Below are 13,558 nucleotides of genomic sequence, written 5' to 3'. Positions count from 1 at the left end.
TCTGACGGGTAGGAGAAGGCAGGAATAAGCGGAGTTCCCTGTTACTTTAACCCTTTTAGACAAATGTACTAAAGAAGCACGTGCCCTTTGTGCGAACCATCCAATGCACCATAAAACCCTCTACGCTAAAATGAGTGATAATTCGAACTAAGGGAGTGGGAGGATGGAGCCACAGAAAGTTTCAACAACAACAATAAAAAAGAAAAATGGTTGGAGTATGCCGCATATCTACGTTTTATTATTTGTCATAAGTGGTGTGGCTGCCATTTTAACGTATATTGTTCCAGCTGGTTCATTTGAGCGCGTAGCTGGTCCAAATGGAAGAGAATCAATCAATCCTGATTCATTTACTGAGGTGGAAGCCACGCCTCTAACTTTCATGGATTTTATGTTAGCCATTCCTCGAGGAATGCAGGATGCAAGTGAAATTATCTTTTTTACCTTTATCATCGGTGGAATGTTCATGGTGCTCCGCCGAACGGAAATCATTGAGATTGGAGTGGACCGATTAGCGCGCACCTTTAAGAATCAGAGTATTCTTGTTATTCCTGTATTAATTACCGTGTTTGCTACAATATCTACGATGATTGGAACACCAGAGCTTTCATTAGTATACATACCTGTTTTAATTCCATTATGTATTTCCTTAGGATATGATTCTATGACAGCCACTGCCATTGCGCTAATCTCTACAGCCCTTGGCTTTACGGCTGCCGTGATGAACCCTGGAACTGTTGGAATTTCTCAGCAAATTGCGGGATTAGAAATCTATTCTGGTTTTGAACTGCGTGCGATTATATTAGTCGTCATTATCATCATAGGGAGCTTATATGTGATGAGGTATGCTCGTAAGGTAAAAAAGGATGGAGCCAAAAGTTTAACGTACGATGAGGACGAATCAAATCGACATATATATAAGGACGCCTTAGATGAACCTTTAAGACAAATCAATAAAAGGCAGCTGCTGGCTATATTGTCGCTACCACTATTCGCCGCGCTTGTCTTTTATGGAGTTACTCAGTTAGGCTGGTTTATGCTTGAAATGTCTGGACTATTTATTTTTATGGGAATTATTGTTGGTTTAATTGCAGGACTTTCATTAACGAAGATCTGTGAGGCTTTTACAGAAGGCTTTCGTGAAGTGTTAATGGGTGCTATCATCATCGGAATCGCTCGGTCGGTAGCGATCGTGCTTGAAGATGGACAAATCATGGATACACTTGTTTATGCATTAGGTTCTGTAGTGGGACACCTCCCTAGCACTCTTAGTGCCATTGGAATGATGGCTGTGCAGTTAGTCATTAATTTCTTTATTCCATCAGGAAGTGGACAGGCACTGGTCACCATGCCGATCATGGCGCCCTTAGCCGATATTCTTGGTGTAACAAGACAGACAGCCATCTTGGCTTATCAGTTTGGAGATGGATTTGCTCACATTCTTTTTCCTACGTCAGGGTACTTTATGGCTGCATTGGTTATTGCGGGAATCAGCTGGGCAAAATGGGTTCGCTTTTTCCTTCCTCTGTTCCTCATTTATATGGCTGTGGGGGCAATGTTTCTAATCTATGCGCAAATGACAGGCTGGACAGGATAATGTAGTGAATGAACGTTAGGCATATGTGCCTAACGTTATTTTTTTGCAGGGATTATCTTTTCTTTATGGAATTAGTAGTATTTAAGTTACTGTTTTTAGATAACGGGTATATAAGGAAGTATTCATACATAACAAGATCAACTACTAAAAAATGAGGTGGCTCGTACAATGACATCCCTACAAACAACCATTCCATTATCCGATGGTCACTCGATCCCAATCTTTGGCCTTGGCGTATATAAAATGACCGACGCTGAAACGTCACTAGCGGTACATAAAGCACTAAGATATGGGTACCGCTTGATCGATACAGCTGCGATGTATGAGAACGAACAGGCAGTTGGAGAAGCCATTCGTGAAGCGGTTGTTCAAGGCATACCAGAGGATGAGATCTTCATTACGACAAAGGTATGGAAAACAGAATTAGGCTATGAAAAAACAAGGCAGGCTGTTCTTGCAAGCTATGAGAAATTAGGGTTACACACCATTGATCTAGTACTCATTCATTGGCCAGGGACGGAAGAGGAGAATGCAGAAAGCTGGCGGGCTCTTGAAGAGCTTGTGAACGAAGGAAAGGTCAAATCCATTGGAGTAAGTAACTTCTCTGAAGAGAATCTGACAGAGCTATTTAAAACGGCCAAAATGAAGCCTGTTTTAAATCAAGTGGAGCTACATCCCTTACTTTCGCAAGAAAACCTACAAGCATTTTGTCTAGAGCATGAGATTGTCATGGAGTCTTGGTCCCCTTTAATGAGAGGTAGATTACTAGAACATCCATTGCTTATGGAGCTAGCAGAGAAGTACAGCAAAGAAACCGCTCAAATCATTCTCAGATGGAATATACAGCGAGGCATTATTCCAATTCCAAAATCAAGTAAAGAAGAGCGGATTGAATCCAACGCAAATATTTTTGATTTTAATCTGACAGATGAAGAGATGGAAAACATCTCGGCAATCAATGAAGACAGAGGATTTCATGGATAACTGAAAATGAGACGAATATCCAAAAAGGATATTCGTCTCGTCATCAACCAATATGTACCCTATAAAGGTCCATTCATTTCTTTTACGCTTGCTGAATCACGTTTCGCCGCGTTAACCAACAGTAGAATAGCGGTAATCGTGTGCATGATAAACCCAACAATCGGTATCCAAGCAATACACGAGGTGACGATCCCTAAAATACTCGGGTACGTATCGCCTCCATCTTTATTGGATAGAATTAATGTAGTGATGTGCAGGGCAAGCATTAAAGGTAAGACAGAATAATAGCTGGAAATAACTAAAGCCCCACCGAGTAACGGAATGGCTAAGATTGCCTCACCACCACCAGTGATCCATTTAAGTATACGTGAAGTAGACAAAGATATCATCCTCCTTTTCAAGATATTTGAGCCTATTTATCATACACAATTACACAATGAATTGGAACCATTTAACAACAGGAAGTAACATTATAAAATCAGAATCCTTGTTACTAGAACAAGAAGGGAGCAACACCAACAATGAAAGATCAAACCAACGAACAATTTATTAACAAACTAGATGCATTACTACACTCTACTTACGATACACATATAACAGATGACAATGTAGCCATCTTTGTCGATTACGACAATGTGTACTGGACATTAATGAACCGCTATAACCATAACCCGAATCACGAGGAAAAAAGTAAGAACCTGTTCCAGTGTCTTTGGGAACGCTACGGTCAGGATCGCGTCCGCACATTCCGAGCATACGCCGACTTTCAACGAATTCGGTCAAGTTTAACAGACCTACAAAAACAACGTATTCAAATTAAACATGTATATTCCAACGATAAAGATGGTGATTCAAGAAAAAATTCATCTGACATTGAGCTTTGTATTGATGCAATTGAAAGTACGTTTAAAGATGAAAGCATCTCTTGCTATGTATTTGTCACCGCAGACAGTGATATGGTTCCTATTATGAGTAGACTTATGTATAAAGGAAAACGAGTAGAACTCTTTTATTTATCTGAGGCAGCGCCTAAACATACGGATATTACAAATTACTCGCATCATAGTGAGGATTTAGGGACATTTCTTAAATTAGAAGAGCAAGAATATGAACTAGAAGCATACGTAGAACAGTCGCTCCAGTTTATTGATGAATGGGAGAAAAAATACGGGGATAGTGATTTATATTTAGGTGCACCGTGGCTTCGAAATCAATATTCGCTTAAGTTCTCGATTCCAGCAAATTCCGCCAGTGAGCTGATTGATTTATTAAAGGTCCGTAAATTAATTGGAACAATAAATAAGGACTTAACAACCGGAGAAGTCAAGCCTAGCTTAGCTCTAACAGAAAAAGGCCGTAACATGGTTACGCCCTTCGTAGAATCTGTTTCTGTCAGAAAATGATAGAACTACACGAATAAATAGTTGACTTCGGCCCTATATTTTCATATTATAGGGGTACAGGTAAATGATTCGTTACAACGCATTCGTTAACATTTAGTACGTTAAACTCATACGTTACAAAGACAGGGACATACCTTGTCTTTTTTTATTTGCTTTAACCAAGTCGGGGATTAGTTCCCACGATTGATCTTATTAGTATAGTTCCCAAGTTACGATTGGTTTAAACCAATTTTTTTTAATGAATACAATGTAAATATTCTGAAAAATAAGTCTTTACAAACAGGACAAGCATTAGTATACTTAAATCAATCGAAAGGAGGTGGTTCAGTGAACGTTGATTGTACGAGGTTTACCTGTGCTGCGAGACGTCGCAGCACGCAGAACCACCTGCACATGTGCGGCCTGACAAAGTGATGTCAGTAGGTTCATCGGAGAGTCCCTATGGGGCTCTCCTTTTTAGTGTTTCTAGCTTAGGGAAAAGGAATGGTATACTATTAAATAATGATTTAGTCATTGAAAGAGGTTTTATTTATGCGCTTTCAAACGAAATTAATGCTATTAATCTTTACATTTATTCTTTTTATAATCTGTATATTAGGGGTTTCCTCCCAAAAAATGATTGAAGAAGCACTTGAGAAGGAAATAGGACAGCGGGCGCTAGATATGGCTGAAACCGTAGCCATTAATGAAACCGTTTTGGATGCGTTTCAATCGGCTCATCCGGCGGAAGCAATGTATCAGACAGTTAATGATGTGTTTGAAGTAAGTGAAGCAGAATTTATAACAATTGCTAATGAAGAGGGCATACGCTATTACCATCCTGAGCCCTCTAGAATAGGAAAACCAGCTGTTGGAGGAGACAATGAGCCTGTTCTACAAGAAGGACGTTCCATTATCTCAAAGGCAGAAGGCTCTTTAGGGCTCTCCATTCGCGGGAAGGCACCGGTTGTCATTGAGGATGAAATCGTTGGTTTTGTATCTGTTGGATTTTTAGCTGAAAGCATTAACGCAACCGCACTAGCCTACGAGAGAGTTATTTTATTTGTAGGACTTGGTACACTCGGGCTAGGTGCAATAGGTACATTTGCGATTACAAAAGGATTAAAACGCGCCACGCTCGGATTGGAACCAAAGGAAATTGGTCGCCTCTACGAAGAAAAACAAGCGATTGTTGAATCCGTAGGTGAAGGCTTATTAGCCATGAATGAGAAGAATGAGATTACGTTAATGAATGGTCGAGCAAAGAAGTTGTTGCGTCTTGATTCAACACAAACCTACCTGGGACGCGCTTTATCTGAGCTTATTCATTCTCATGTCTTATCGGAGCTGCTTGTTCAAGGTGACGAAACAATGAGAGATCGTGAAGCGATCTCTATGGCAAGAGGCATTGTTGTACAGAAGGTGCCAATTAAAAATCAGGCAAACGAATGGATTGGCACAGTCTTTGGCTTGAGAGATACATCAGATTTTCTAGAATTAACTGAAAAACTAAGTCAAACGGAGGCATATGCTGATGCATTGAGGGCACAAACGCATGAGTTTTCAAACAAGCTTCACGTTTTATCTGGGCTCCTGCAGCTTGAATCATACCAAGAGGCCATTGAGTATATAAACGCGGAAGCACATTCACATAATAAAAAAATGAATGAATTAGAGGCGAATCAAAGTGATGCATGGCTTCAAGCTTTACTAATCGGCAAACAGCATCAGGCTGAAGAAAAAGGGATTGAGTGGATACTTGAGCTTCCACCTAAACCGATTCAATTGAGCCAAAAACAACGACAACCATTACTGACAGTGCTCGGAAACATCATTGATAATGCCATAGATTCTGTTTTAAAGCCAGAGGCTGTTCATAAAAAGATTCATGTAACTTTTTCATATAAAGAAAGCTCCATGGTTGTATCTGTGGACGACTGGGGAATAGGCTTTGGAGGGCACTCACTTGAGTCCATTATTCAAACGGGTTACTCATCTAAGACAGAAGGCAACCATGGATACGGAATGCGGATCGTTCAATCAATGGTGCGTGAATTAAATGGAACGTTCACTGCTCACTCAAAGGGCCATGCTGTAACAACGATTGAAATAATCATCCCTCTAGAAGAGAATGAAGGGTGAAAGGAGTCATACCTGTGGAACATACTCAAGAAATTGATGTGCTAATCATTGAAGATGATCTGAAGGTAGCAGAAATAAATAAACGATTTGTTGAAAAGGTAGAAGGCTTTCGTGTAGTTGGAGTGGCTACTTCAAAAGATGAAGCTGAAACGCTATTAGATGTCTATGAACCACAGCTTGTTATCTTAGATATTTACCTTCCTGATTTAAATGGGGTAGAGTTCTTACCAACACTGAAAGTAGAGTACCCGGAAGTAGATGTGATTATGATTAGCGCTGAACAAGACGCTCAAATGGTTGTGGAGACATTAAGATATGGTGTGTTTGATTATTTGACAAAGCCTGTTATGTTTAAGCGCTTTAAAGAGATGCTCACTCGGTACAAACGGTTCAGATCTACCTTAACACACTGGGCAAGTGAGCAGAAAAAATTGGACCAAAAAAATATTGATCAGCTTTTTCTAGGTGGTGAACATGAAGAATCAACCCAAGTCCCATTTGCAAAAGGAATTGACCATATAACCTACCAGAAAATATTGGCCTTCATCCAATCAAAGGGAGAAGCGACAACGGAGCTAGTAGTAGAAGCGTTTGGTGTAAGTCGATCAACGGCACGGCGCTACTTAGCCTCATTGGTTGAACGTGGTGATGCAAAAAGTGATGTCACATACGGCGTGGTAGGAAGACCAGAGAAATTATACAAACCTACGTAATCTTTAATACTAATATGAATAGAGCTGCATATAATTGTCTAAACTCCTTATAAAAGGGGGAGTCATGATGGAGCATGAAGGGAATTTTTTTGAGGGAGTTTTCTGGGGGACTTTACTTAGCTTACCATTATGGGTTGCCATTGTCGGTTGGATTAAGATTACACTCAGCTTATTCTAAGCAATGAAGCTGTCTTACGAGTGATGAGTCTGCGTAGACTGGTCGATCGTAAGGCAGCTTTTTTCTATTCTTCTTATTATGTTAGAATGATAGAAGAATAGATAGGAGTGGTAACAATGAAAGAGTATCTACAATCTGAAGAAACGGCCATGCTGGAGCTGTTAGAAAAGCTAGTCAATGTTGACAGTGGCTCCTATAATAAACAAGGTGTCGATCAAATTGTCCAAATCTTACAACAAGAGTTTAACCAATTAAATTTCGATACTCATATAAATGAAGAAAAAGAGTTCGGAAATCAATTAATTGTTACTCATAAAGAAGCAACAAACCCTACGACGCTACTTGTTTTACATATGGATACCGTGTTTGGAAAAGGCACAGCGGAAGAAAGACCATTTACAATAAAAGAGAATATGGCCTATGGTCCTGGCGTTATTGATATGAAAGGAAGCCACGTCACTACTCTATTTGCGGTAAAAGCTTTGCTACAAGATCACGCAGACGCTTTGAAATCAGTGAAAATTCTATTTACAAGTGATGAAGAGATTGGCGCACCAGCGGGAAAAGCAGTCATCGAAAAGCATGCAAGCGGAATGAAATACGCTCTTGTGATGGAACCTGCAAGAACAGACGGTTCACTTGTATCCTCGCGACGTGGAGGGGGACTTTATAAAATGGAAGTCAGCGGTCGAGCTGCACATTCAGGGATCGAACCCGAGAAAGGCCGCAGTGCGATAGAAGAGCTTTCCCACAAGGTTATTAAGCTTCACGCTCTATCAGATCATGAAAATGGTATCAGTGTGAATGTAGGTCTTATAAATGGCGGCTCCTCCGTTAACACCGTTGCACCGAAAGCAACGGCTGAAATTGATATACGTATCACAAAAATGGATCAAGCAGAACCGCTTGCAAAGAAGATTGAAGAGATCTGCGCCACGCCAGATATTGATGGGACATCCATTCACTTAGAAGGCGGGATTACACGTCCACCAATGGAGAAAAACAGTCAGACCATCGAGCTACTTCATACGATAAAAGAAGTAGGAGCAGACATCGGCCTAGAGATTACGGACATCTCAACCGGCGGCGGCTCAGACGCCTCCTTCACATCAGCCATGGGGATTGCTACCATTGATGGTTTAGGACCAAAAGGCGGGAACCAACATAATGAAGGGGAATACCTAGAGATTGAAACGTTGGTGGAGAGGGCTGAGCTTTTAGCAGAAGTTTTGAAGAAGTTAGCGAACTTAAAATAGATTAATAGATATTATTTGTTAGAAGCGAACTATCAATACTGGTAGTTTGCTTTTTTATATTATTAATCCTATTTTCGCTATAAATATAGAAATATATAAGAGCTTTTGTCGAAACTATATTCATTCTTGAGCCTAAACTCTATGATGAATATATGTTTGTTAGATAATATTACATAGAGATGAGGAAGCATTTACAATGAACGAATCTAGAGTGTTATTAAAGTGGAAATCTGTACTAGCCGCAATCATATTAGTTATGGTGCTAAGTGGGTGTGGGGAAGTTCAAAGTGTGTCAGCTGGGCCAGATTTAGAGGAATTGCAAACGGTAACAGATGAGCAGAAAGAACAAATATCAGAATTAAGTGAAGAGAATGATGAACTAAAAGAAAAAATACTTGAAACAGAAAAGAGAAACAAAGAGCTTGAAGAGGAGATTGCCAGTCAAACATCAATTGAAGAATTAGAAAACAAAATTCAGGAGTACGAAGGTGAGATTGATACTTTAGTACTCAAAAACGAGGAAATAGAAAGTGAGAAAGAGAAACTAGTAGAAGAGATGGAAAAGCTAGATTCTCAAGTTTCAACACTTGAAAAAGATAAGGAAACATTAAGCAAAGAGATCCAATCGAAGGAATCAGAGATTAAAGAAGTAAAGGCAAATGCCCAAGAAAATAGTAACACCGATAAAAGTGAGACGAGTCAAAGTTCTTCAGAAGAAGCTGCAAGTTGTGACATAAAAGGAAGTGAAAGTGGCATCTATCATGTACCTGGTAGCACTTATTATGATCGAACGACAAATGTTGTGAAATACTTTTGTTCAGAATCAGAAGCTGAGAATGCAGGATACAGAGCGCCTAAAAGATAATAATCAGTTAGACAAAAAGATCAGACCCTGAGTATAGGTTCTGATCTTTTTGCCTTTTATTTATTTAACAAATCAACCACAAACTGAGACCATGTCTCCATGCGATCATATTGGTCTTGATCCGCTAACTGCTCAAGCTTCATCCAGTGCCCTGCAATTTGATCGGTTTCTTTTACACTGACTTGTGCCGAATCTTTTACATCGAGTACTGAAAGGATACCAATATGCACACGACCAACCTCGGATTCATCATCGTTAATTAATCCTATGGTTTTAATCGATACCTTATCATCCTCAGCCAGTTCCAGCTCTTCATCCAATTCGCGGTCGGTGTTGATCCGCAGAACCTCATCAAAGCTATCTGCTTCAATATGGTTCATGTGACCACCAAAGCCAAGTGAAAGCTTATTGTGTAAGCGAGATTCCCCACCACCAGCTAAGCGTTCATACGCAAAGAATTCGTCTCCACGGCGAATGACTACATAAGGGATCGGCTGCTTAAAGCTAGGATCTTCCTCCGCGTCACCACGACGCATTTCTTTATAGGTTTCTTTGATTTGCTTCATGATGGCGTCTGTAGTTGTTTTCTCACCAGTTAACCCTTGGAACGTTAACGTCTCAGACTCGAAGACGGACTCTCGGGGGGCAACTAGGATTTGCTCGTCCATTTTTCCCATTTGTACTCTTCCTTCCTGAATCAACAAAAGTAAGACGCAAAAGAGGCGTAACGCCTACTCTTGCGTATCAAAAATAAAATCGTCATCTCGTACAGGTTCAACGGTTGCTTTCTTATATCCGTTCCCTTTCATCGAAAAGAAGTCATGTGACTTTGTTTTTGTATCTAAACCATTTAAGATAATCGGGTTAATTTCTTCTTCTTCGAAATACGCATCAAAGCCCAAGTTCATTAGCGCTTTGTTTGCATTATAGCGAATGAATTTCTTCACATCATAGGAAAGGCCAACTTGGTCATAAATATCTTCTGTGTAAGCTAGCTCATTATCATATAAGGATTTAAGGAGCTCATGTGCGTATCCTTGTAATTCAAGCTGTACTTCAGGCGTTTGCTTATTGTAGATCTCTTGAGCAAGTAGACCAATATAAACGCCGTGAATCGCTTCATCACGTAAGATGAGGTTGATGATCTCGCCACTCTGCATTAATTTCCCTTGTCCATAGAAGTAGAGAGGATAGTAGAATCCGCTGTAGAAAAGGAAACTTTCAAGATATACAGATGCAACCATCCCTTTATAAAGGGAGATGTCATCATTCGCTTGAATGTTTTCATAGATTCCAACAATCGTGTTTGCTTTTTTCTGAAGGAAACGATTTTCTTTCACCCAATCAAATACTTCATTTATCGTCTCAGTTGGAGCCAACGTCATAAAGATATTACTGTATGACTTTGCGTGCACGGCATTCTCCATCATTGCCATAAAGTTAAGCACAGCTTTACGCTGGTGGCCTTCAACGTGATCGGCAATAATCGGCATGCCTGTGTTCCCTTGCTCCGTATCAAGCAGGGTTAATCCTGCTAGAACCTTCATGTACGCATCTTTTTCAGTTTCCTCAAGATACTTCCATGTTAAAAGGTCTCCGTTTAACGCGACTTCCTCAGGAAGCCAGAACTGCTTTACGTTCTGGTTATAGAACATTTGTGTAAAGTCGTCCTCGTGCTTTGACCAGTTTGCTGCATCAAATACTCTGCTCATGATTGTGTATCTCCTTTATTTCTATTTACATAACAAAAGAGGTGACAGGGCCACCTCTTTGATGGATATTTGCTTCTATTTTATACGACACAAGATAGGCAGCCTTCTTGGCCGGTGTCTTTTGTTCTAGCATAATAAATCGTTTTGATGCCCTTATGGTGAGCATACAGATCAATACGATTCAAATCACGAGTCGTCATCGTATCTTTTAGGAATAACGTAAAGCTAATTCCTTGGTCAACGTGCGCTTGAATGGTTGAAATCATGTCAACTACCTTGAACATGTCCATATCATAAGCTTCTTTATAGAAGAACCAGTTAGACGGTGCAAGTCCTGGCATAGGGTAGTACGTTTTACTGTTACCGTACGTACGCTCCTCCATACGCTCCATAATTGGCATAACGGATGCCGTACTAGATTGGACGTATGAAATCGAACCAGTTGGAGCGATACATAGGCGATAGCTGTGATACAGACCATCTGTCTTCACGCGCTCAGCAAGCTGTGCCCAATCTTCTTTTGTTGGAACATGCATCCCTTCAAATAATGTTGCAATCTTCTCGAATTGTGGAGAATAATCATTCTCAAGATATTTAGTGAAGTAGCTTCCATCTGCATACGTTGAACCTTCAAACTGATGATACGTTTGTCCAGTTACTTTTGCGATTTCATTTGAACGCTTGATCGAATAGAAGTTCATCATCATAAAGAACGTGTTTGCAAAATCACGCGCTTCTTCGCTTTCATAAGCAATTTGGTTTTGAGCAAGGTAACCATGAAGGTTCATCGCACCAAGTCCAATTGAACGCATCGCGTGGTTTGCACGCAGGACAGCTGGCGCATTTGGAATGTTTGTTGTTTCAGATACGTGCGTCAGAGAATCTGTAGCAATTGCAACAGTCTGCTCAAGAGATTTATTTTTCATCACATTCATGATGTTAATGGATCCAAGGTTACATGAGATATCTAAACCAATCTCATCTTCTTCATTATAATCACCATAGGTTGAAACTTGAGAGGCTTGAAGAACCTCAGAGCAAAGATTAGAGAATTTTACCTTACTAATATGATTGTTTGCGTGTGCGTTGTTCACATTGTCAGCAAACATAATATAAGGATAGCCTGACTCTGAACGAAGGATAGCAAGCTTCTGTAACAAACGACGTGGGTTCATCTTGTCCTTACGAACGCGCGGGTTGTCTACAAGCTGATCGTACATTTCATTCATATCCATCTCGTCCATGTGAATGCCATATTCCTTGTAGATCGTGTGTGGATAGAATACATACGCATCCTTGTCCTCACGTGCAAGCTCAACGAACTTATCAGGAATAACGACTCCGATCGATAACGTCTTTACGCGAACGTCCTCATCTGCTGAGATTTTACGAGTATCAAGGAAATCATTAATATCACTGTGGAACACATTTAAATAAGCCGCTCCTGATCCTTGACGCTGACCCATTTGATCCGCATAACGAAACGCATTATCAAGAAGCTTCATTACACCAACGACACCCTTTGTCGCATTCTCAACATCTTTAATCGCCTCACCCTTTGCACGAAGCTTAGAAAGATTAAGAGACACACCGCCACCTAACTTAGATAACTGCATGGAAATATCAATAGCCTTAGAAATATCATTTAACGAATCATTTACTTCCAGAAGGAAACAACTAACAAGCTCTCCACGACGCTTACGACCCGCATTTAAGAATGAAGGGGTACTTGGCTGGTACTCTTGATTAATCATTGTCTCAACATATTGCTTCGCTTTGGCCACATCACCCTTAGCAAAAAACAAAGCTACGATCGAAATGCGGTCTTCGTAGCGCTCAAGAATCTTCTTCTTATCATTTGTTTTTAGAGCATAGTCATTGTAGAACTTAAATGCACTCATAAAAGAAGGGAAACGGAATTTCTTATCATAAGCAAGTTGATACACTTCCTTAATCTCTTCCATTGTGTACATCTCAATGATGTGTGCCTCGTAGTAGTCGTTCTCAACAAGATACTTAATCTTTTCCTCAAGATCATGGAAAAAGACTGTATTTTGGTTGATATAATCAACAAAATAGCTATGTACAGCCTCTAAATCCTTATCAAACTGAAATTGACCTTCCTTGCGAATCATAATTTGGTTGTTTAACTCAACCCAACGTGGAATGCTGTTTTGTTTTTGTAGTAGCATCATTGACCTCCTGTGTAAATCCTTCTACGTCTGATGACGTGCCGCTTAACTCAAACTTCCTGAACACAGGAATATTGTAACGTGCAGAAATGGTATCCGCACTTTTTGCAAAGTTTGCCCCCCATATCCGATTCCCGCTTGCTGCCACACCTACAATGTAGTCAGCATTCTTTGCTAGAAACGCCTCCGTACTCGCTGGCACATTACCAAAGCCAGTTGTATACGTAATGAGGATAAAGGGCTGATCTATGTGTGTATCTTGATGTAGTGGTTGCTTGTCCCCAAAAGGAAGCTTATCCGCAAACCGTTTCACATTACCAGTCTTTGAATCGTATATGATTTGCATCTCATATCACGTTCCTTTTCCAATCAATCTTTAAAGAACTATACCACATATAGTATAAGATAAACACTAAAAAAACAATATATAGATATTACCCACAGGTTGTGTATAAATAAACGAAAAAGCCGTCGCAGTCGGATGTTGTCATGTGGACAAGTCTTTTTGTCGAAAAATATAAACTTTTAGGAGGTAAATAT

General features: G+C 40.1%; 12 protein-coding genes. 7 read left to right on the top strand and 5 right to left on the bottom strand.

Going from position 1 to position 13,558, the window contains the following annotated elements; all coding sequences use genetic code 11:
- Positions 1-163: 163 nt before the first annotated feature.
- Both ACQKKO_RS00950 and ACQKKO_RS00945 read left to right on the top strand, forming a co-directional pair.
- Positions 164-1,594, top strand: a complete 1,431-nt coding sequence (locus tag ACQKKO_RS00950; RefSeq protein ID WP_498643408.1) for a YfcC family protein — start codon at positions 164-166, stop codon at positions 1,592-1,594.
- A gap of 168 nt (positions 1,595-1,762) precedes the next feature.
- The gene (locus ACQKKO_RS00945) at positions 1,763-2,578 is read left to right on the top strand and encodes an aldo/keto reductase (RefSeq protein WP_498643406.1); all 816 of its coding nucleotides are present in this window, start codon (positions 1,763-1,765) and stop codon (positions 2,576-2,578) included.
- Positions 2,579-2,637: 59 nt separating this feature from the next.
- Here ACQKKO_RS00945 and ACQKKO_RS00940 read toward each other — a convergent pair whose 3' ends face one another.
- A complete protein-coding gene (locus ACQKKO_RS00940; protein WP_498643404.1) occupies positions 2,638-2,958 on the bottom strand; it encodes a hypothetical protein in 321 nt (106 codons plus the stop codon).
- A gap of 141 nt (positions 2,959-3,099) precedes the next feature.
- Between ACQKKO_RS00940 and ACQKKO_RS00935 the strand changes: the two genes are divergently transcribed.
- From ACQKKO_RS00935 to ACQKKO_RS00915, 5 genes are all read left to right on the top strand, one after another.
- Complete coding sequence (locus ACQKKO_RS00935; protein WP_498643402.1) at positions 3,100-3,981, top strand: NYN domain-containing protein; 882 nt, start codon at positions 3,100-3,102, stop codon at positions 3,979-3,981.
- A gap of 531 nt (positions 3,982-4,512) precedes the next feature.
- Positions 4,513-6,102: an ATP-binding protein gene (locus ACQKKO_RS00930; protein WP_498643400.1), complete on the top strand. Its 1,590-nt coding sequence runs from the start codon at positions 4,513-4,515 to the stop codon at positions 6,100-6,102.
- Between the two features lie 14 nt (positions 6,103-6,116).
- Positions 6,117-6,815 carry a response regulator gene (locus ACQKKO_RS00925; protein WP_498643398.1) on the top strand — a complete coding sequence of 233 codons (699 nt, stop codon included), beginning with the start codon at positions 6,117-6,119 and terminating at the stop codon, positions 6,813-6,815.
- 294 nt (positions 6,816-7,109) lie between these two features.
- Positions 7,110-8,249, top strand: coding sequence for a M20 family metallopeptidase (locus tag ACQKKO_RS00920; protein ID WP_498643396.1), 1,140 nt, complete (start codon positions 7,110-7,112; stop codon positions 8,247-8,249).
- A gap of 196 nt (positions 8,250-8,445) precedes the next feature.
- The gene (locus ACQKKO_RS00915; protein WP_498643394.1) at positions 8,446-9,114 is read left to right on the top strand and encodes a sunset domain-containing protein; all 669 of its coding nucleotides are present in this window, start codon (positions 8,446-8,448) and stop codon (positions 9,112-9,114) included.
- Positions 9,115-9,170: 56 nt separating this feature from the next.
- Here the strand turns inward: ACQKKO_RS00915 and ACQKKO_RS00910 are convergent, their stop codons facing one another.
- The 4 genes from ACQKKO_RS00910 to nrdI form a co-directional block, all read right to left on the bottom strand.
- Complete coding sequence (locus ACQKKO_RS00910; RefSeq protein WP_498643392.1) at positions 9,171-9,791, bottom strand: hypothetical protein; 621 nt, start codon at positions 9,789-9,791, stop codon at positions 9,171-9,173.
- Between the two features lie 54 nt (positions 9,792-9,845).
- Positions 9,846-10,826 (bottom strand): class 1b ribonucleoside-diphosphate reductase subunit beta, encoded by a 981-nt coding sequence (gene nrdF, locus ACQKKO_RS00905; RefSeq protein ID WP_498643390.1) that lies wholly within the window; start codon positions 10,824-10,826, stop codon positions 9,846-9,848.
- 80 nt (positions 10,827-10,906) lie between these two features.
- Positions 10,907-13,018, bottom strand: a complete 2,112-nt coding sequence (nrdE, locus tag ACQKKO_RS00900) for a class 1b ribonucleoside-diphosphate reductase subunit alpha (RefSeq protein WP_498643388.1) — start codon at positions 13,016-13,018, stop codon at positions 10,907-10,909.
- On the bottom strand, positions 12,978-13,364 hold the full coding sequence (gene nrdI, locus ACQKKO_RS00895) for a class Ib ribonucleoside-diphosphate reductase assembly flavoprotein NrdI (RefSeq protein ID WP_498643386.1): 387 nt from the start codon (positions 13,362-13,364) through the stop codon (positions 12,978-12,980). The genes nrdE and nrdI overlap by 41 nt, the downstream gene beginning before the upstream one ends.
- Positions 13,365-13,558 lie beyond the last annotated feature (194 nt).

Origin of the sequence: Alkalihalobacillus sp. NPDC127517, from assembly GCF_050276055.1 — a bacterium.
GTDB lineage: Bacteria > Bacillota > Bacilli > Bacillales > Bacillaceae_D > Alkalicoccobacillus.
This window is presented reverse-complemented; position numbering and strand designations above follow the sequence as displayed.

What these genes read in the sequence shown, in the direction of transcription:
- ACQKKO_RS00935 (WP_498643402.1), top strand. Translation starts at nt 3,100, where the DNA reads ATGAAAGATCAAACCAACGAACAATTTATTAACAAACTAGATGCATTA.
- ACQKKO_RS00930 (WP_498643400.1), top strand. Translation starts at nt 4,513, where the DNA reads ATGCGCTTTCAAACGAAATTAATGCTATTAATCTTTACATTTATTCTT.
- ACQKKO_RS00945 (WP_498643406.1), top strand. Translation starts at nt 1,763, where the DNA reads ATGACATCCCTACAAACAACCATTCCATTATCCGATGGTCACTCGATC.
- nrdF (WP_498643390.1), bottom strand. Translation starts at nt 10,826, where the DNA reads ATGAGCAGAGTATTTGATGCAGCAAACTGGTCAAAGCACGAGGACGAC.
- ACQKKO_RS00915 (WP_498643394.1), top strand. Translation starts at nt 8,446, where the DNA reads ATGAACGAATCTAGAGTGTTATTAAAGTGGAAATCTGTACTAGCCGCA.
- nrdI (WP_498643386.1), bottom strand. Translation starts at nt 13,364, where the DNA reads ATGCAAATCATATACGATTCAAAGACTGGTAATGTGAAACGGTTTGCG.
- ACQKKO_RS00950 (WP_498643408.1), top strand. Translation starts at nt 164, where the DNA reads ATGGAGCCACAGAAAGTTTCAACAACAACAATAAAAAAGAAAAATGGT.
- ACQKKO_RS00910 (WP_498643392.1), bottom strand. Translation starts at nt 9,791, where the DNA reads ATGGGAAAAATGGACGAGCAAATCCTAGTTGCCCCCCGAGAGTCCGTC.
- nrdE (WP_498643388.1), bottom strand. Translation starts at nt 13,018, where the DNA reads ATGCTACTACAAAAACAAAACAGCATTCCACGTTGGGTTGAGTTAAAC.
- ACQKKO_RS00920 (WP_498643396.1), top strand. Translation starts at nt 7,110, where the DNA reads ATGAAAGAGTATCTACAATCTGAAGAAACGGCCATGCTGGAGCTGTTA.